Origin of the sequence: Legionella clemsonensis (assembly GCF_002240035.1) — a bacterium.
GTDB lineage: Bacteria > Pseudomonadota > Gammaproteobacteria > Legionellales > Legionellaceae > Tatlockia > Tatlockia clemsonensis.
This window is the reverse complement of sequence record NZ_CP016397.1, coordinates 3,044,341-3,062,476: the sequence shown is the minus strand read 5'-3', so window position 1 is coordinate 3,062,476 and position 18,136 is coordinate 3,044,341. Positions and strand designations below refer to the sequence as shown.

The window sequence follows — 18,136 nt, the reverse complement described above, 5'->3', positions numbered from 1 at the left end:
ATTGGCAGCACGCTGAATTATTGCGGGTAACAACCTTATTGTTTTGTGAACTATACTAAGGTGAGGGAGTTGAATTTAAACCGATAAAAATTCTGGAGTTTAGTAAAACACCTATACTTTAAATAATTATCAATAGAGCCTCTATTTTCAAGGGTAATTATGGCTAAATCGGTGACTCAAACAGGCTATAAAAATAACATTCTAATTCTTGGATTCGGCAGTATTGGCCAAGCAATTTTACCTCTTTTATTTCAATATTTTAAATTAGAACCCTCGCAAATTATTATCCTATCAAAACATAATCTTGGTGCAGATGTGGCAAAAGAGTATGGCGTTTCATTCAAAGAAATTGCTGTTACAGAAAATAACTACCAAAAACTTTTGTCCTCTATTCTTAAACCTGGTGATTTTTTATTAAACTTATCCGTCGGCGTGTCCAGTATTGATTTAATAAAATATTGCCAATTAAATAAACTATTATATTTGGATGCGGCTGCTGAATGCTGGGAAGAAAGGTATAGCGATAATAGCCAACTACTTTCTAATTACGCGTTGCGGGATGCTACCTTACAACTTGAAAAACAAGGGCCTACCGCAGTACTAAGACATGGAGCCAATCCTGGATTAGTCTCCCACTTTCTTAAACAAGCTTTATGGAACATGGCAAACGATAATCATTTGGATTGTGCTCTTCCACAAAAAGCCGTGGAATGGGCTCAATTGGCCCACGATCTTGATATAAGAACCATACATATTTCTGAACGTGATACACAAATTTCCTATCACGCTAAAAAAGAGAATGAGTTTATAAACACATGGTCAGTAGATGCTTTAATTTCTGAAGCGGTTCGACCTGCTGAACTAGGTTGGGGAAGCCATGAGCGCCATTGGCCTCCTGATGCGAACCATCACAATTTTGGTTCAAATTGTGGCATATACCTTAGTCGGCCAGGAGCAGAGACCCAAGTCCGTACCTGGACCCCTCACTCTGGTCCCATTAACGGTTTCTTAATTACTCACACCGAGTCTTTATCTCTTGCAGAATATTTAACGTTACACAAAGAGGGTAAAGTATATTACAGACCAACAGTTCATTATGCTTATCATCTCTGTCCTGATGCTATTTTATCTTTAAAAGAGCTCGTGCAAAGAAATTACATCACTCAAAAGGAAAAGCGTATTCTTTTAAACGATATAGTTGATGGTTACGATGAGCTCGGGGTGTTGTTAATGGGCAATAAAAAAGGCGCTTATTGGTATGGTTCTTATTTAACCATCCATGAAGCTAGAAAATTAGTGGATCACAATAATGCGACAAGCTTACAAGTTGCCGCCGGGGTTTTAGCGGGTATGGCTTGGGCAATTAACAATCGAGAACGTGGAATTACAGAACCTGAAGACATGGACCATGAGTATATCTTGAATATAGCCAACCCTTATCTTGGCCAAGTCGGTGGTTATTATACAGATTGGACTCCTCTGCGAGACAGAAACAATTCAAGTCATTCTGATCAAAGTGATCCTTGGCAGTTTATTAATATTCGAATTAATGAAGAAGAATAGAAAATTTTTAAGATTAAAGTCATTCCATTCTAAAATTTTAGGTTAAGTTAAATAGCGAAAAAGCAGTGAGACAATAAGGTCCTTTTTATATCTTATTTTAGCCAGGAGATTTTATGTATATAGCAAATCACTGGATAAAAGCTTTGTCATTGAGTGGAAATTAGAATTGGGACCTAATACAACACGAAAGGACTAAAGCCCTATTCGTGTGGTAGTTAATTCTTCACTGGAAGATGAATTGGTATGTGGCTTAGAAGAAAAATTAAATCGATTCGGATTATTACTCAGTCCAAGTTCCTTTGCTTTATCCACACCTATAGCAAATCCTAGCAGCGAACCAATGCAAACATTCCTTGCGATTGACCAAGTGCTAAGGGGTGAAGGATATAAAGTAGAATTCGCATAAATTTTAGCTGCTAATATTAGGGCTTTCTTGGCGATTGGAGACTCACAACAAATTTCAGAAAAATAGATAGAGTAATTATCTTCTACAGTACAATCATATTGCTCTACTTGGTCTTTAATAAATTCTTCGATTTGACTACTGTTTAAAAAAGTAACGACATCAGAAGCAATTAATGTAACTACGAGACCATAGAAGCCACCTAATAAGGCATTCGCAATAAGAACAACAGGTCTCTCAGTTAAACTAAGCTGTGCATCCTTTAAAAATTGTTTCAACAAACGCTCCCAGAGTATTTAAATACAAAAATTATATAGGCATGACCTTCAACCATGCCCTTAAAGAAAATTTGGCTATGCTATGTCGAGCTGAAGTTAAATTAAAGATACCTTTCCTGCCAGTGATGCAACAGCCAAATACTAAATCACTCACTATACACGTTACTTTAATTGATAACATTTAAGGCATTCTTCTATTAGACTCCTATCGTATGTTTATTTATAATCTCAGTTCAAAGTTTTTATAGCACTTTTAAGGAAAAAAATGACAAGAAGAAACTGGAACCGGTTTGCTGTACTTTTTATTGGTATTTCTCTTAATACTCTCTGTTATGCGAATGTAAAAGATGGTTTTTACGCCGGAGCCGGGATCGGTGGAAGTTTTGACCGATTCAAATTAACCACTCAAAGTCCGGTTACCGGGTTTACTATATACAGTCCTCCACAAAATGAAAGTACTTTTATGGGTGATGTATTTCTAGGCTATGGGGGCACCTCAATGCATGGTTTTTATCTGGGCGCTGAATTAGGGACCTATTTTCCTCAGCGGACAGGAACCGTGAAGAATCGCCCTGGAGTAACCTTAAGCCAAACACGTTTTACGAATATTATGCGAATTAGGGATTATCTCACGGCTGATTTATTACCGGGATACCGCTTTAATCAACAATGGTTAGTACGTGCTCGTTTAGGAGCAGCCTACGCTAATTCAAAATTTCGCCAATTGGCAACAGCGTCCAGCTCACAAACTGACAATCAGGAAAAAATAGTAGGTGGCAGAATTGGAGCAGGCATAGATTTTGCCTATACGAATCAATTAAGCATTGGTATTGATTATTTTCATACTCAATACAGGGAAATGTCTACAGTATCCGCACACCCTTTCAATACCCGATTTAGACAAAAAGTATCGAGTAATTTTGTCGGTGTTTCCGCAAGCTACACTTTTGCTGAAAAATTTAGCAAATAATGGTGCCTTGCTTTTAAGACCTTTGTCTTGTTATGACCCGGTAAAAGTTTTATTTTTACGTGGTAATACATCAGGAAACCCATTAAGTTTTCCTTAAATTTAATGGGTTGCAGTAATTAGCGGCCTAGAATAATAAGAAAACACATTGTTTTCGTGGGAAAAAAGAGGAGCGAAAAACAGAGGGTCAGATCTTGCCTTTTGCCTCTTGGAAAAACAGAGGGTCAGATCTTGCCTTTTGCCTCTTGTATATAATGTTGTTTTATAATCTACTAAAGTTTTTCTGTTTTCATCTGATAAAATATATCGCTTCTTTTCTTTCCTCGACTGGTAGGTGATAGAGTCCACCAGCACAAGGAAAATTCTAATAAAAAAACAGGAGTTACCTTTACAATGAAGTGAATAAAAACGATAAGTATTATTCTTGTCACTCTCCCTGCTTTATCTAATGCTGGTGTCTGGGGTCCAACCGCCCATAGCAGAGCCAATTGTTTTGGGTTTAATGAGTCTGTCACATGGCATGCTGGACATTCTTATTATTGGAGGGTTGAGAGTCATCACTTTCCTGAGGGTTGGTCGAAACCGTTACATATCCTAAACACAGGAACTCAATATACTTGGAGAGCAGCAGTGTATCACGCTACTGAAGCATACTCTAGCCGAGGTGATAAGTGGTGGGTTAATGGATTTCATTTTTATTATCCAAACGGGAAAGAACGCCTAGACGTAATGACCTCGGTAGGTGATTGCAGTATCTATGATGGTTGGTGGGATTAATTATCGCTTCATAAAAAGGAAAAAATGATGAAAAAAACAATTTTTGCAATATTGACGCTAACTGCTCTGCCAATTTATGCTGATACACAAGAAGAAATTAATGCAGCTCGCATGGCATGGACAAGAGCTTATCTCGAGAAACAGGAATTACCAGCTCCTGATGCGGGAGTAAAGATTATTCCAGAAAAAGAGATGGCAAGTTATGCTGAAACCAAAGATCAGCGAATTAAGGTTAAAAAAGACATTCAGAAATTTGGTTATATTAAATCCACCAATCCTTCTACGGAGCAGCTTCTAAATATTAAAATCACAGCAGCCCATGATTTTAAAAATTTCGGCAATGATTTTAATCCTACAAGCACTCACCTAAAAAAGAACGTTCTGATTTAAAAATGGCTTACACGCCAACGCCGGTACCATTTTCAGTTGCTGATGAATACATTGGTGCTGCCCCTTACTTAACTTATTTAAAACAGCAAGGATGGGTAGGAGTGATTCAGTTTTTCAAAAACAATAGTGTTGGAAATTGCTCTTTTAGTGAAAACAACATTAAGCTCAGTCACGGTTCTGTTGTTATAGCAAAAGAAGATGTCCGCCAAGATGTCAACGGTAAAACAACAACTGTTGAGGTTATGGGAGATGAAAACTTTGGCTTTACTTACACTGTAGAATGGTTTGATGATCTATTTTTTAGAAAGCTTGAATGTGCTAGTAAGCATTATTCAACGCAAACTACAGATGCTGTTATAAAAATTGCTCAACAAATAGACAGCAACTAAATTTTAGAAGGCAACGTAAAGATAGGCTATATACGTACGCTCACCATCAAGTAAGAAACAGAAGTGGAGGAATTGATAAGAGATTTGGCTAAGATATTGTTTACCCCGAAAAATAGAGGGTCATGAAAAATAGAGGGTCAGATCTTGCCTTTTGCCTCTTGTGTATAATGTTGTTTTATAATTCTACTAATTCTAAAGTTTTTCTTGTCTTCATCTAATAAATATATTGCTTCTTTTTTATTCCCTCGACTGGCTCTGTGATAGAGCTCACCAGCAAACTCAATGCGCAAGGGTCTTGCCATCGCTAAACCAGGACTTACTTAATTCCTTTTGAAGGAAATCAATACAATCGAAATAATTATCAAAAATGAAATCCCTAGCTCGCTATCTTTAAAAAACCTCGCTATCTTTAAAAGACAGAGGCAAAAAGCAAGATCTGACCCCCTAGGTTTTGGTGTGTAAATTGCATTAAAACCATTAAGTAGACGTAAACCGTGATACCTGTGTCAAAATCGATTTTTCCAGCCTTAATTAAATAAAGCAAGTATAAAGAACATTCTGGATGGCTAAAAATCTCTGCTGCAAAATCACCTGTTTCGATGGCATTGTATAACGCCTGCGCATTAGTATCATGCGCATTTACTTGATTAACAAAGTTGTTGATAGTTTTGTTTTTACTAATAAACTGCATCAGTTCATTAAAGCGTACATGATTATCATACATTACGGGTTACTCTTTTTAAAACCAAATTATCAAAATATTGTACTATAGTACTGTTAAATGCGGTTGCTCCCAAGTACTGATAAAGAGGGGGATAATCCCCTATTTTTAACCGAAGCCAAAAGGAGAGGATTAGGCCACTAGAGCCAGTTTTTGCTTTGGAGGTATTCCTCCAATAGCAGTAGAAAGAAATAGGGGTCATGAAATAGGGGTCACACGAAATAGGGGTCAGATCTTGCTTTTTGCCTCTTGCATATAATGTTGTTTTATAATTCTACTAATTCTTGAGTAGTGAAGCCCAAAATACTCTCCAATTTCTTTCATAGAATACAATCCACTTTTATAAGAACTATAGATTGCCTCATCTCGATTACCTGACATTCGTTCATATTCTTCAATTGTAAAGCCTTTAATTAAATTGGGCATAGGAGCCTTAGAAATATCTGTAAAATCAACTGTAGCGTCAACGTAGCTAGTTACTCTGGAAATAAACTCATCCGAACCAAGGTATATTTGATGTTTTAGATCAATCCACGGATTTTTCTTATATTGGCCAGCATTAACGAATTGTTCGTATTTTATTAGTGCAGCTGATTTTATAGAACCAAATGATGACAAGAGCCAGTCAACTGTAAGCCATGAAGGAACTGGTACCCTACCGCTTAATGCTAAATAACTACTCCAAGGCCACTCATCTACCTTTTGAACCATACCTGCTCTAACCGGATTTAATACTATATAACGCGACAACTCTAATAGATAACTGTCTTTCTCAACCAATATAGATTTATAGCGACCTTGTAGGACATGACCAATCCCGTTTGTGTGATTTATTAAATTTCTGAGTGTATATGCTGTTTAGATAGCGCATGCCTTGTGACAGATTACCAAGCTGTGTTTCAATGAGTAAATGATAATGATTTGTCATCAAACAATACGAATGACATAGCCAGTGGTATTTTAAACAAGCATCACCTAAAACAGATAAAAAGTTCTCCCTGTCTTCATCTGATAAATATATCGCTTCTTTTCTATTCCCTCGACTGGTAATGTGATAGAGCCCACCAGCAAACTCAATGCGCAAAGGTCTTACCATTGCTAATCCTGGACTTACTTAATTCCTTTACAAGAAAATTAATACATCCGGAAATAATTATCAAGAATTAAATCTATGGGTCGCTGTCTTTTAAGGATAGAGGCAAAAAGCAAGATCTGACCCCCTTACGCATGTGACCCCCTTACGTGTGACCCCCTTACGCATGTGGAAAAATATTTCACAGGTTAAGGGATAGTTATGATGCTAAAATTAGGCATCTCGATCTCGAGTTGCTTCTCGACTCTATAGACATTCATCAGGACCGCCTTCAACATTCGAGCCAATATTACCTTCACTCGCTTTTTCTGAAACAAAAGTTGAACAAATCAAGATTGGTCAAAACTATGTGATACCTGATAAGGATGGCAATGAGGTTACAGGAATATTAACCGATGCAGTTGCTTTTAAGCTAGAAAGGAAGTAGTTGGTACATTCAAATTGAACAATAGTAACAAAACAATAATAGACGCTATATCCATTTCTGATCATGAACTCTTAGATTATAAGAAGCATCCAGAAATTTTTTTGGTGTATATAAAAATAAATCGCGCGAGCCTCTTAAAGATGTATATGAAGTGTTTGAGTGGTTATTAAGTATTTACTCAAAATCAAGCAAAGAAAATTTATTAGAAATTATGAGGAATGCACCAGACATAGAAGAATTAAAGCTTTTAGATTAAAGAGAGCTTGTGTCCCAGTAGGGTTCAATCAAGAAAATAATGATAGTTAAAATAACTATGCTCGGTATCTATACCTTGTGTGCTAGTGCTTAGACATGAAGTAACATACAGGACTTTAACTACGGTATACTTATCAATCATTATTAATCCTTGTCGCTAGTCTGGTTAGACCCATTTGTGACCATTCAATTTTAATGCAAAACTATCCAAACCTGTGGACCTAAAGACAAGTGGCTATAAGCACGTGGGTTCTTAAGAGCTGCAATAGAGTTTTGGTGTTGAAATAGTGCCCATAAAAAATTATATTATATAAATCAATAAGTTATGGTGGAGGCGGCGGGAATCGAACCCGCGTCCGCAAATCCTCTGCCATCGGTTCTACATGCGTAGCCTTGTCTTTTAAGTTAACCGTGGTCACTCCGACAGGCAGGATTAAACACGGCGATTCCCTTAATTTAACACCTTAACTCGGGACGGGCTAAGATGCGAGCTTATCTTCTATGACCGTTGATTCGATACCGATAAGCGAGCTCGGTCAACGGGGCGCTGGTTTTATGGCAGCGCACGGTGCGGTTACACTATCAAAGCTTACGCAGCGATAGCTTCACCTGCAAAGTTTTCATCGTTTGCATTTATATTTATTGAGACTGATTTACGAGAGTGCTCCTTCTCGGCATGCTCCTCAGGTTTCGCAACCCGCGTCGAAGCCAGGTCGCCCCCTTTGTACAACTAATAGTATAACACAAGTCACAGTTATCAATATGGGAATGAATGAAATTTTTTCAAGTCGCTGAATAATCCGTTATGCAGGTTGACAAATTGTCTTTGTGCACCGCATCGCCGGCAATATTTCCATGACGCGAGCCAGCCACTGGCCATTCTCTGCATGATTCAATGTGTTTAACCGCCCGTAAAGCGGATTATTTAGCTTACAATTCATAAGGGCTGCTAATTGTGCAGTGCAAGGGAGTTTAAAGTAAACTCTATTGCTAGTTGTTGTTTTTATTTTATGCAAAGTCAGTAATCTGCCAAAAGGTGTTTTGCTGTGCAATACACCTTCAATAACAGCATGGGGCAAGGCATTAAAATTTATAGTAATGAAAGCAAATTCAACTACAATGGTTTGCTTCGCTGCCTGGGCAATCGCTACGTTATTACGCTTTTTATTGTTATCCATCACCATCAGGATGGTACGAGAATAAGTATTTTCCTTGCTATTTTTCTGCGCATGAATCACTTTAATCTGACTATTGCGCTGATAATATTTTTCCAATCCTAAAGTCATTAACGGCTGGGTTAATAAAAAATCAAAAGGTGCTGGCAGCTCTGATTGTTTTATTTTGGTAAAGAAGATTTTTTCTGTACCAAAAATTATAGGATTGGCAAATCGTTGGGATGCAGTCGAATCAGTTAAAGCAAAAGAAAAATGTGGAAGCGCAAAAGAAAGACAAAATAAAGTGAACCATTTTAAAAAGGGCATTTCAAATCCAGGTTAAAGAGAGCATAGACGCTATGCCCTGATTTAGCGAGTAATACCATTATGCCGCAACAAGGCATCCACCGTAGCTGCTCGGCCACGAAATGCTGCAAAAGCCTCGGCTGCTTTTTTAGAGCCACCTACCTCCAAAATAGTATGCAAGAAATCCCGCCCTGTTTTTTCATTAAAAATACCTTCTTCTTCAAAACGCGCAAAGGCATCGCTAGAAAGAACTTCAGCCCATTTATAGCTATAATAGCCCGCGGCATAGCCGCCACCAAAAATATGAGAAAAGCTGTGTTGAAAGCGATTGTAATCCACTCGCGGAACAACAGCTGTTTGTTGGCGAACTTCAGCTAAAACCTTAGCTATAAAATCTTTGTCGGACGCATCAAATTCTTCATGAATGCGAAAATCAAACAGAGAAAATTCCAATTGGCGCATCATTGCCATGGCTGACTGAAAATTTTTGGCCGCTAATAGCTTATCAAACAACGCCTTGGGTAGCGGCTCTTTTGTGTCGACATGTTCTGCCAGTAATTTCAAGGCTTCTTCTTCCCAGCACCAGTTTTCAAAAAACTGACTGGGTAGCTCGACCGCATCCCATTCCACACCATTAATTCCAGAGGCACTTAAATAATCAACACGAGTTAGAATATGATGCAAGCAATGACCAAATTCATGAAATAAGGTTAATACCTCATCATGAGACAAGGTTGCCTTTTTGTTGGCAGAGGGTTTCGCAAAATTACAAGTCAGTGTGGCAATGGGTACTTGGAGACTGCCATCTGCAAGTTTCCGGCGAGTCTGGCAGGAATCCATCCAGGCACCACCGCGCTTATGAGGTCGTGCAAATAAATCGGCATACACATAACCACGTATTTGCTGGTTCTCATCCGAGATACGATAACATTTGACATCAGCATGCCAAATATCCGCATTATTCACTTCATCAAAGCTCATGCCATAAAGTTTTTTAGCAATGGCAAATAAGCCTGACAATACTTTATCCTGGGGAAAATAGGGGCGTAACTCTTCTTGCGAAATCGCATAAAGCGCTTGCCTTTTTTTCTCAGAGAAATAAGCAATATCCCAGGGCGCAAGTTCTTTAATCAAATAATTTTTTTCAGCGAATGCTTGCAGCTTATTAAATTCCTCTTTCGCCTGATAATAGGCTCGAGATGATAAATCATTGAGAAAATCACGCACTTGCGTCGTTGACTCAGCCATTTTGGTAGCAAGCGATAACTCTGCGTAATTGCTAAAGCCAAGCAACTGTGCTTTTTCATGGCGTAACGCAAGTATTTCATTCATCACGTCTGTGTTATCAAACTTCCCGGCAAAAGGGCCTTTATCAGAGGCTCTGGTTACATAAGCATGATACATTTCTTCACGCAGAGCACGATCATCGGCATAACTCACGATGGCAAGGTAGCAAGGAAACTCCAGATTAAAGACCCATCCATCCAGTTTTTTTTCAGTAGCCAGCTCATGGGCTGTATGAATAGCATGTTCGGGTAAACCGCTTAGTCGTTTTTCATCAGTAACATGAATACTAAATGCTTGTGTAGCATCCAGAACATTATTTTCAAATTGATTGGATAAGGCAGACAAGCGTGTCTGAATTACTTCAAAACGTGCTTTCTTTTCTTTAGACAAGGCCACGCCCGACAATTCAAAGTCACGTAGTGTATCGTCAATTATTTTTTTCTGCGTATTATCCAACGGTTGTTGATCAATGGATTTAATGGCTTCGTAAAGGGCATGGTTATGGCCAATTGCCGCATCATAAGCTGATAATTTAGGTAAACAGGCTTGGTAGCATTCACGTAAAGGGAGTGAATTCATAACGGCATGCAAATGCGATAGTGGCGACCAAAAACGCTCAAGTTTGTCATCCATCTCTTCTAACGGATACATTAAATTATCCCAGGTGAATTTTTTTGTATGCTCAAGAATAAAAGCAATTTGTTCTAAATTTGCTTGAAGTAATTTATCTAACCGTGCTACAAAATTATCAAGATCAATGTTGGTGAAGGAAGGTAAATTCATTAACTTGGACTCCGCATGCGACAAATATCCTAGCATAGCACTGAATCAGCAAAGGCTCCATTAACAAGTTAGATTGAGGATGGTTAGTGAGAGAGAATCTTCCAGCCGGAGATCGCTTTGCGAGGTTTGATTGGGTGAAGCCAGCGTATCTTCCATTTTGAAAAACCCCCTATTTTTTAATAGTTCAGTATATTGGGGGGCGGCCAACTTCATGATGGGATTGACAGGCCGTTGCTTTTCCAATACCTGAACATTTAGATAGATTATGATAGTTATGGCAATAACCAGGGCAGCCCCAATGAAAGTAATAACAGGGTTGGTAATTAAAGGTATTGCTAAACACATTGCAAAAAACAGGCATATCACACTCGTTACATTCAGGAGTAATCGCTGCCATTCAAAATCAATGTATTGTTGCAATTGTTGGCGATATTCCTTTAACTCGTCCAATTCTTCCTGGGGGTGCTCGTTGGCGTTAAATTCCGCTTCTTTTTTTCGATAGTAATGTTCTAACTCTTTTAATCGGCTTAACTCAATATAGGCACGAAGCCCTACCCATAGTGCATCGAAAAGAGCGAGCGCAACAGCTAAATACATACCAATAGGAGCCAAAGTCCCTGTGAAAACAAAACAATTAAAAAGACTGCCGACCAGCCAGACACTATCGTTTCCCAATTCAAACCAACGTCGCTGTAATTGCGCTTGCAAGCGTGTCAGCAAGGATAATTTTTTTTCTTCATTGTTCATCCAGTAACCAGGGATGCAATGCTTCAACAGCAGCAGCAAATTGACTGTCAACCGGGGAATGTAAAACAGCCAGGAAAAATAGGCGATAGTGGGGCGTGCAAACTGATCGAGATAAGTAACAAATTGATAAAAGTATTTTAAATCCCTAACGGTGGGGATAAGTATTGCAGTAGTAATCACACGTCGTGTGCGGATAGCGAATAATCTGACCCAGTTTATCTCGGCAGTTTTCTCTCGAACTTTTTGCGCGAAGAAACCGGGTGTCGCGGACTCTGTTTGGGGTTGTGAAAAGCGAAAATAGCCCTTTTTAAGCCAGTTACGAAAAATGGCTTGCTCTGCTTCTAAACGCGCTACTTCCCTTGGTACTGTTAAATAATAACGATAGAGATGAGCCAGCAATTCCGATAAGATTAAAGCTGTTGCTATTCGTTCTACAAGCGCTTCATTTGTTAAATTTGGTGTGGAGTTATGCTCAATAGCAAGAATATCATTAGCAAGCTTTGTACAGAAAACGCTGTATTCAAAATTAAGAACAGAATGATGGCGAACAAGTGGCTCAAAGTAACCTGCACTCTGTTTCGCCAAAAAATGACTGTACCCCCACTGCGGTAACGTCTGTCCAATTTTTTTTTCAATGGCATAGCCAATTTGAGATTGTAATCTCCGCAGAACTGCTGTCATACAACCCTGGAAGTTAATTTAACAAAGGAGCAATAATCCCAAAAAATGGACAAAAAGTAAAATTTGCATAATTTTTACGGCAGCTCCCTTTTTTTGTTTATTAATAGTACACTAAATATATCACTAACTTGCTGATTAATGCCTTCTGAGCGACAATAGAGTCCCTGATGAAATTGCATAAGAGTACGCATGAGCCACACCAATGATTTAGCCAATGCCATTCGCTTTTTAAGTATCGATGCTGTTGAACAGGCACAGTCTGGACATCCCGGCATGCCTTTAGGAATGGCCGAAATTGCCACGGTGTTGTGGACTAAATTTTTAAAACATAACCCCAATAATCCTAAATGGTTTAATCGTGACCGTTTCGTTTTGTCGAATGGTCATGGATCCATGCTGCTTTATTCATTGCTACATTTAACAGGGTATAATTTAAGTCTCGATGAATTAAAGCGTTTTCGTCAGTTGAATTCAAAAACTCCTGGTCATCCTGAACAGGATACCCCGGGAGTTGAAACCACTACTGGTCCTCTGGGGCAAGGTCTTGCCAATTCAGTAGGAATGGCCATTGCCGAAAAAGTTTTAGCAACGCGTTTTAATCGTCCAGGTTTGGAGCTGGTTAATCACTATACTTATACCTTTGTTGGTGATGGCTGTTTAATGGAAGGCATTTCTCATGAGGCTTGTTCTTTGGCAGGTACATTGGGACTTAGTAAGTTAATTGTTTTTTATGATGACAATGGCATTTCTATTGATGGCAAAGTTGACTCCTGGTTTACTGATGATACGGTAACCCGCTTTAAGGGATATAATTGGCAAGTTATAGGTCCTATTGACGGTCATGATGCACGTGCTGTTGAGCATGCTATAGAGCAAGCTCGCCAGGAAACTAAAAAACCCAGCCTTATCATTTGCAAAACAATTATAGGCTATGGTTCACCATTTGCAGGCAGCGAAAAAACTCATGGGGCCCCATTGGGTGCAGAGGGGGTGGCAAAAGTACGCGAAACTTTTAACTGGCCACATCCTCCTTTTGTTATACCGGATTCTTTGTATGCTAAATGGAATCATGAGGAGCAAGGACAGCATGACGAAGCCTGTTGGTTAGCTTGTTGTCATGCTTACCAGCAGCAATATCAAACGGAGTATCATGAATTTCTGCGCCAGATTAATGGCGATTTACCGGGTAACTGGGATAAAGACGCGGAAGCTTTTATTGAGCAATGTCGGCTGCACGATAAATCGCAGGCAACGCGCAAAAGTTCTCAACAATGCATTGAGCAGTTTGCCAAACTACTGCCTGAAATGTTAGGTGGCTCAGCTGATTTGACCGGTTCAAATAATACCGATTGGTCGGGAAGCAAGGCAATTACAGTCAATGATTTCTCAGGCAATTATCTCTTTTATGGGGTAAGAGAATTTGCGATGGCTGCCATTATGAATGGATTAGCCTTGCATGGGGGCATTATTCCTTATGGGGGTACCTTTTTAGTGTTTGCCGACTATGCTCGTAATGCGATTCGCTTAAGTGCCTTAATGCAGCAACGTGTTATCTACGTTTTAACCCATGATTCAATTGGTTTGGGCGAAGATGGGCCTACGCATCAACCCATTGAACATGCCGCTATGTTGCGTATGACCCCAAATCTATTGGTCTGGCGTCCTGCTGATTTATTGGAAACTGCTGTTGCCTGGCAACAAGCGCTTGAGCATCATCACGGACCTTCTGCTTTATTATTATCACGACAGAATTTACCCGCGCTATCACATAACAAAGAGCATGCGCAATTGATTAAGCGTGGCGGCTATATTCTTCAAGATTGCCAGGGTAGTCCCGATGCAATTGTATTAGCCACAGGATCTGAAGTGCAATTAGCAGTAGCAGCAGCGCAACACATGCAGACTTTAGGTAAAAAAATTCGCGTAGTATCCATGCCTTGTGGTGAGCGTTTTCTTATGCAAGACGCTGCTTATCAGGAGCAGGTGTTGCCCAATGCTGTACGTAGACGTGTTGCTATTGAAGCCGCAGCAACGGATTATTGGTATCGATTTGTTGGTTTAGATGGTAAAGTGATTGGCCTCAGACGCTTTGGCGTGTCAGCACCAGCAAAAGATGCTTTTGCATATCTGGGTATTACTGTAGACCAAGTAATTTCTACCTTAACAACACTATTTTAAAACAGATTCGCCAGGACGAATCACGGTAATTTCGGAGAGTAGTATGACAATACGAGTCGCAATAAATGGTTATGGTCGCATTGGTCGTTGTATTTTGCGTGCCCTTTATGAATATAAGCGCCAGAATGAATTTAGCATTGTAGCCATTAATGATTTGGCTGGCATTGAAACCACCGCTCATTTAACCCGCTATGATTCCACTCATGGCCGTTTCTCCAGTCAGGTGCAAGTGGAAGCCAATAATTTAGTGATTGATGGTCATGCTATTCGTGTTACTGCAGAACGTGATCCCAATGTTTTACCCTGGAAAGACCTGGATGTTGATCTGGTATTCGAATGTACTGGACATTTTACGCAGCGCGATGCCGCAATGAAACATATCCATGCTGGCGCTAAAAAAGTATTAATTTCAGCACCAGGAAAAAATGCTGATGCAACCATTGTCTATGGTGTTAACCATCAAACGTTACGAGCAACAGATACTATCGTTTCTAATGCCTCTTGCACGACCAATTGCCTCGCTCCAGTCGTTAAACCCTTACACGAAGTTTTAGGAATAGAACATGGTTTGGTAAATACCGTGCATGCTTACACAAAGGATCAGATGTTGTTGGATGGTAGCCACAGTGATTTGCGCCGTGCTCGCTCTGCAACGCAATCAATTATCCCTACTAAAACAGGTGCAGCACTTGCCGTTGGCCTGGTTCTCCCTGAGTTAGCAGGTAAGTTGGATGGCTTTGCAATGCGCGTGCCTACCTTGAATGTGTCTGTGGTGGATTTAACGTTTATTGCCAAGCGTGAAACTACTGTTGATGAAGTGAACACTATCATGCGTCAGGCAAAAAATAACATTTTGCATATTAATGATGACCCATTGGTTTCTTGTGATTTTAATCATTATCCTGCTTCGGCAGTATTCGATACGACGCAAACGAAGGTGCTTGGTAATTTAGTGAAAGTTGTGGCCTGGTATGATAATGAGTGGGGCTTTTCCAATCGGATGCTGGATACCGCTCAATATATGATGAATCGTTAAAGGATAGCTAAATGAATCTACTTAAAATGTGCGAAACCAGCTTGAGCGGCAAGCGCTTGCTGATTCGCGAAGATTTAAATGTTCCTATTAAAGATGGCATCATTACCAGTGATCAGCGTTTGCGAGCAGCCTTACCTACTTTGCAAGCAGCCTTGGATGAAAATGCTGCGGTGATGGTCTTGTCGCATTTGGGCCGACCAGAAGAAGGCAAGGTTGAGAAGCGTTTTTCCTTACAGCCTGTTGCAGATTATATGGCTGCCAGTTTGGATTATCCTGTACGTTTTGTTACCGATTATCTGGACGGTGTAGAGGTAAGTCCAGGGGAGCTTGTAATTTGCGAAAATGTGCGTTTTAACGTGGGTGAAAAGGCAAATGATGATGCTCTGGCAAAAAAAATGGCCCGTCTCTGTGATATTTTTGTGATGGATGCTTTTGGTACAGCGCACCGTGCGCAAGCGTCAACTCACGGCGTAGCCAAATATGCTCCAGTTGCGGTAGCGGGCCCTCTTTTGGTGAGTGAACTGGAAGTATTGGAGCATGTGCTTAAAGAGCCAGAAAAACCCATTGTTGCCGTTGTGGGCGGAGCTAAAGTGTCAAGTAAACTTACTCTGCTAAAACAATTGGTAACAAAGGTGGATTATTTAATCCCTGGCGGGGGTATTGCCAATACTTTTCTTAAAGCACAGGGTTATGAAATTGGTGTGTCTCTTTACGAAGAGGAGTTAATTGAAGAGGCCCGTGCCATTTTAGCTCTGGCGGCAGAAAAAGGGTGTGAGATACCATTACCTACCGATGTAGTCGTGGGGAAATCCTTCAGTGATAGTTGTCCTGCTTTTAACAAGTCCTTAAACAGTGTTGCCAGTGATGATATGATTCTGGATATAGGACCTGATACAGTGGGTCGTTATGTAGATATCATTGAAGAAGCAAAGACTATTATTTGGAATGGACCAGTAGGAGTATTTGAGTTTCCCCAATTTGCCTATGGTACACGTGCTTTGGCAATTGCTATTGCCGACAGTGATGCTTTTTCAATCGCGGGTGGTGGGGATACTTTGGCTGCTATCGATCAGTATGATTTAACACAGCAAATTTCCTATATATCCACTGGTGGTGGGGCCTTCCTGGAATTTCTTGAAGGAAAAAAATTACCTGCTGTTGCTATCTTGGAAGAACGTGCCGATGCTTCGTCGAACTAAAATTGTTGCAACTTTGGGACCTGCTTGTAGTGAGGCGTCAATATTACAAGCGATGCTTGCTGCCGGCGTCAATGTATTGCGTATTAATTTTTCTCATGCCGATAGCAATCTCTTTCATATCGTGGAAAAGGCCAGAGCCATAGCCAATGAACTTAATCATCCTTTGGCTATTATAGCTGATTTACAGGGTCCTAAACTGCGTATTGGTCGTTTCAAAGACAATCAAATTACTTTAGTAAACGGACAATACTTTACTTTAAATTGTTCCAGCCAGGAATTAGGTGATGAGCAATCTGTTTCTGTTGCTTATACTAACTTATGTTATGAATTAACCGCGGGTGATCACCTGTTATTAGATGATGGGTTAATTGAACTGAAGGTAGAGACTATAGCCCCACCTTTAATTCATTGTGTGGTTATTGAAGGCGGGGTGTTACGCAATAATAAAGGTTTAAATCGCAAAGGAGGCGGGCTTGCTGCCAGAGCATTAACTGAAAAAGACAAAAAAGATCTGCAAACAGCGATTGATTTGCAAGTGGATTATCTTACCCTTTCTTTTGTAAAAGACGCCCGGGATATTCAGGAAGCCAGAGATTTAATGAAGGGAAAAGCGATTCCTATTATTGCCAAAATAGAGCGTACAGAAGCGTTACACCACTTAGTAGAAATTATTAATGCCACCGATGCCGTTATGGTTGCTCGTGGTGACCTGGGGGTTGAGATTGGTCCGGCAGAAGTCCCTGCTATACAGAAAAAGATTATTGAGCAGAGCAGACGGTTGGACAAAGTTGTCATTACTGCAACGCAAATGATGGAGTCAATGGTTTACCAACCACAACCTACGCGAGCAGAAGTCTCGGATATTGCCAATGCCATTCTGGATGGCACTGACGCGGTCATGCTATCTGCTGAAACAGCAACTGGCAAATTTCCGGTTAAAGTGATTAAAATGGTGGATAGTATTTGCAGAAGCGCGGAAAAGCATGCCGGCTTTTTTTATAATGTGGATAATGAAAGTTGTCATTACCAACGTGCTGATCAAGCCATTGCGATGGCTACGATGCATGCAGCCAATCACTTTCCAATTAAAGCCATTGTAGCACTCACTGAGTCCGGCGCAACAGCCATTTGGATGTCTCGTCAGCAGAGTATTGTACCCATTTATGCAGTTACAGCGAATGTTCGTACAGTGGGCAAGTTAAGTTTGGTTAATAATGTTTTCCCAATTTATCTGGATTATCATCGTTTAGAAGACGATACAGTGAATGAGCAGGTGTTTAATTTTCTGATACAAATGGACTTTCTGATCAAGGGTACGTTTGTTTTATTAACTCGCGGACATAAAATTGGTAAACCCGGTGGTACTAACTGTATGCAGATTATCAAAGTCTAGGGAAGTCTTCTTACTGTACTATTCCATGGCCTCTTGACAATAGATTAAGCCCAATTGAAAAGGACCTTATTGGGAACATCTTGCACGAAATAGGGATCGTTTGCCAAGC

The 18,136-nt window shown here is 40.0% G+C and carries 16 protein-coding genes and 1 other RNA gene; 8 read left to right on the top strand and 9 right to left on the bottom strand.

What is annotated here, in order from left to right; all coding sequences use genetic code 11:
* Positions 1 to 159 precede the first annotated feature (159 nt).
* On the top strand, positions 160 to 1,563 hold the full coding sequence (locus tag clem_RS13675; protein WP_094092054.1) for a saccharopine dehydrogenase C-terminal domain-containing protein: 1,404 nt from the start codon (positions 160 to 162) through the stop codon (positions 1,561 to 1,563).
* Positions 1,564 to 1,755: 192 nt separating this feature from the next.
* On the opposite strand, the gene clem_RS13670 is transcribed toward clem_RS13675, so the two are convergent.
* The gene (locus clem_RS13670; RefSeq protein WP_094092053.1) at positions 1,756 to 2,244 is read right to left on the bottom strand and encodes a hypothetical protein; all 489 of its coding nucleotides are present in this window, start codon (positions 2,242 to 2,244) and stop codon (positions 1,756 to 1,758) included.
* A 265-nt stretch (positions 2,245 to 2,509) separates the two neighbouring features.
* Between clem_RS13670 and clem_RS13665 the strand changes: the two genes are divergently transcribed.
* The 3 genes from clem_RS13665 to clem_RS13645 all read left to right on the top strand — a co-directional run bounded on the left by clem_RS13665 (position 2,510) and on the right by clem_RS13645 (position 4,767).
* The gene (locus clem_RS13665; protein ID WP_094092052.1) at positions 2,510 to 3,214 is read left to right on the top strand and encodes an outer membrane protein; all 705 of its coding nucleotides are present in this window, start codon (positions 2,510 to 2,512) and stop codon (positions 3,212 to 3,214) included.
* 798 nt (positions 3,215 to 4,012) lie between these two features.
* Positions 4,013 to 4,378: a hypothetical protein gene (locus clem_RS13650; RefSeq protein WP_157698256.1), complete on the top strand. Its 366-nt coding sequence runs from the start codon at positions 4,013 to 4,015 to the stop codon at positions 4,376 to 4,378.
* Between the two features lie 2 nt (positions 4,379 to 4,380).
* Positions 4,381 to 4,767 (top strand): hypothetical protein, encoded by a 387-nt coding sequence (locus tag clem_RS13645; RefSeq protein ID WP_094092048.1) that lies wholly within the window; start codon positions 4,381 to 4,383, stop codon positions 4,765 to 4,767.
* A 137-nt stretch (positions 4,768 to 4,904) separates the two neighbouring features.
* Here the strand turns inward: clem_RS13645 and clem_RS14925 are convergent, their stop codons facing one another.
* From clem_RS14925 to clem_RS13615, 8 genes are all read right to left on the bottom strand, one after another.
* Positions 4,905 to 5,069, bottom strand: a complete 165-nt coding sequence (locus clem_RS14925) for a hypothetical protein (RefSeq protein ID WP_232505497.1) — start codon at positions 5,067 to 5,069, stop codon at positions 4,905 to 4,907.
* A 107-nt stretch (positions 5,070 to 5,176) separates the two neighbouring features.
* On the bottom strand, positions 5,177 to 5,491 hold the full coding sequence (locus tag clem_RS13640) for a hypothetical protein (protein ID WP_094092047.1): 315 nt from the start codon (positions 5,489 to 5,491) through the stop codon (positions 5,177 to 5,179).
* A 225-nt stretch (positions 5,492 to 5,716) separates the two neighbouring features.
* Complete coding sequence (locus clem_RS15220) at positions 5,717 to 6,268, bottom strand: addiction module toxin RelE (RefSeq protein ID WP_232505496.1); 552 nt, start codon at positions 6,266 to 6,268, stop codon at positions 5,717 to 5,719.
* A 7-nt stretch (positions 6,269 to 6,275) separates the two neighbouring features.
* Positions 6,276 to 6,584: a transposase gene (locus clem_RS15215; RefSeq protein WP_232505495.1), complete on the bottom strand. Its 309-nt coding sequence runs from the start codon at positions 6,582 to 6,584 to the stop codon at positions 6,276 to 6,278.
* A gap of 1,005 nt (positions 6,585 to 7,589) precedes the next feature.
* Positions 7,590 to 7,984, bottom strand: a transfer-messenger RNA (tmRNA) gene (ssrA, locus tag clem_RS13630).
* An 82-nt stretch (positions 7,985 to 8,066) separates the two neighbouring features.
* On the bottom strand, positions 8,067 to 8,744 hold the full coding sequence (locus tag clem_RS13625) for a hypothetical protein (protein ID WP_094092046.1): 678 nt from the start codon (positions 8,742 to 8,744) through the stop codon (positions 8,067 to 8,069).
* A gap of 42 nt (positions 8,745 to 8,786) precedes the next feature.
* The gene (locus clem_RS13620; RefSeq protein WP_198333135.1) at positions 8,787 to 10,793 is read right to left on the bottom strand and encodes a M3 family metallopeptidase; all 2,007 of its coding nucleotides are present in this window, start codon (positions 10,791 to 10,793) and stop codon (positions 8,787 to 8,789) included.
* Positions 10,794 to 10,853: 60 nt separating this feature from the next.
* The gene (locus tag clem_RS13615; protein ID WP_094092044.1) at positions 10,854 to 12,221 is read right to left on the bottom strand and encodes a hypothetical protein; all 1,368 of its coding nucleotides are present in this window, start codon (positions 12,219 to 12,221) and stop codon (positions 10,854 to 10,856) included.
* 189 nt (positions 12,222 to 12,410) lie between these two features.
* Here clem_RS13615 and tkt point away from each other — a divergent pair, with 189 nt between their 5' ends.
* The 4 genes from tkt to pyk are packed head-to-tail and all read left to right on the top strand — an operon-like array spanning position 12,411 to position 18,027.
* Entirely contained in the window at positions 12,411 to 14,399 is a 1,989-nt protein-coding gene (gene tkt / locus clem_RS13610) for a transketolase (protein WP_094092043.1), read from the top strand.
* Between the two features lie 43 nt (positions 14,400 to 14,442).
* Positions 14,443 to 15,435: a type I glyceraldehyde-3-phosphate dehydrogenase gene (gap, locus tag clem_RS13605; RefSeq protein ID WP_094092042.1), complete on the top strand. Its 993-nt coding sequence runs from the start codon at positions 14,443 to 14,445 to the stop codon at positions 15,433 to 15,435.
* An 11-nt stretch (positions 15,436 to 15,446) separates the two neighbouring features.
* The gene (locus tag clem_RS13600) at positions 15,447 to 16,634 is read left to right on the top strand and encodes a phosphoglycerate kinase (protein WP_094092041.1); all 1,188 of its coding nucleotides are present in this window, start codon (positions 15,447 to 15,449) and stop codon (positions 16,632 to 16,634) included.
* Positions 16,618 to 18,027, top strand: a complete 1,410-nt coding sequence (gene pyk, locus clem_RS13595) for a pyruvate kinase (RefSeq protein ID WP_094092040.1) — start codon at positions 16,618 to 16,620, stop codon at positions 18,025 to 18,027. Before clem_RS13600 ends, pyk begins: the two co-directional genes overlap by 17 nt.
* Positions 18,028 to 18,136 lie beyond the last annotated feature (109 nt).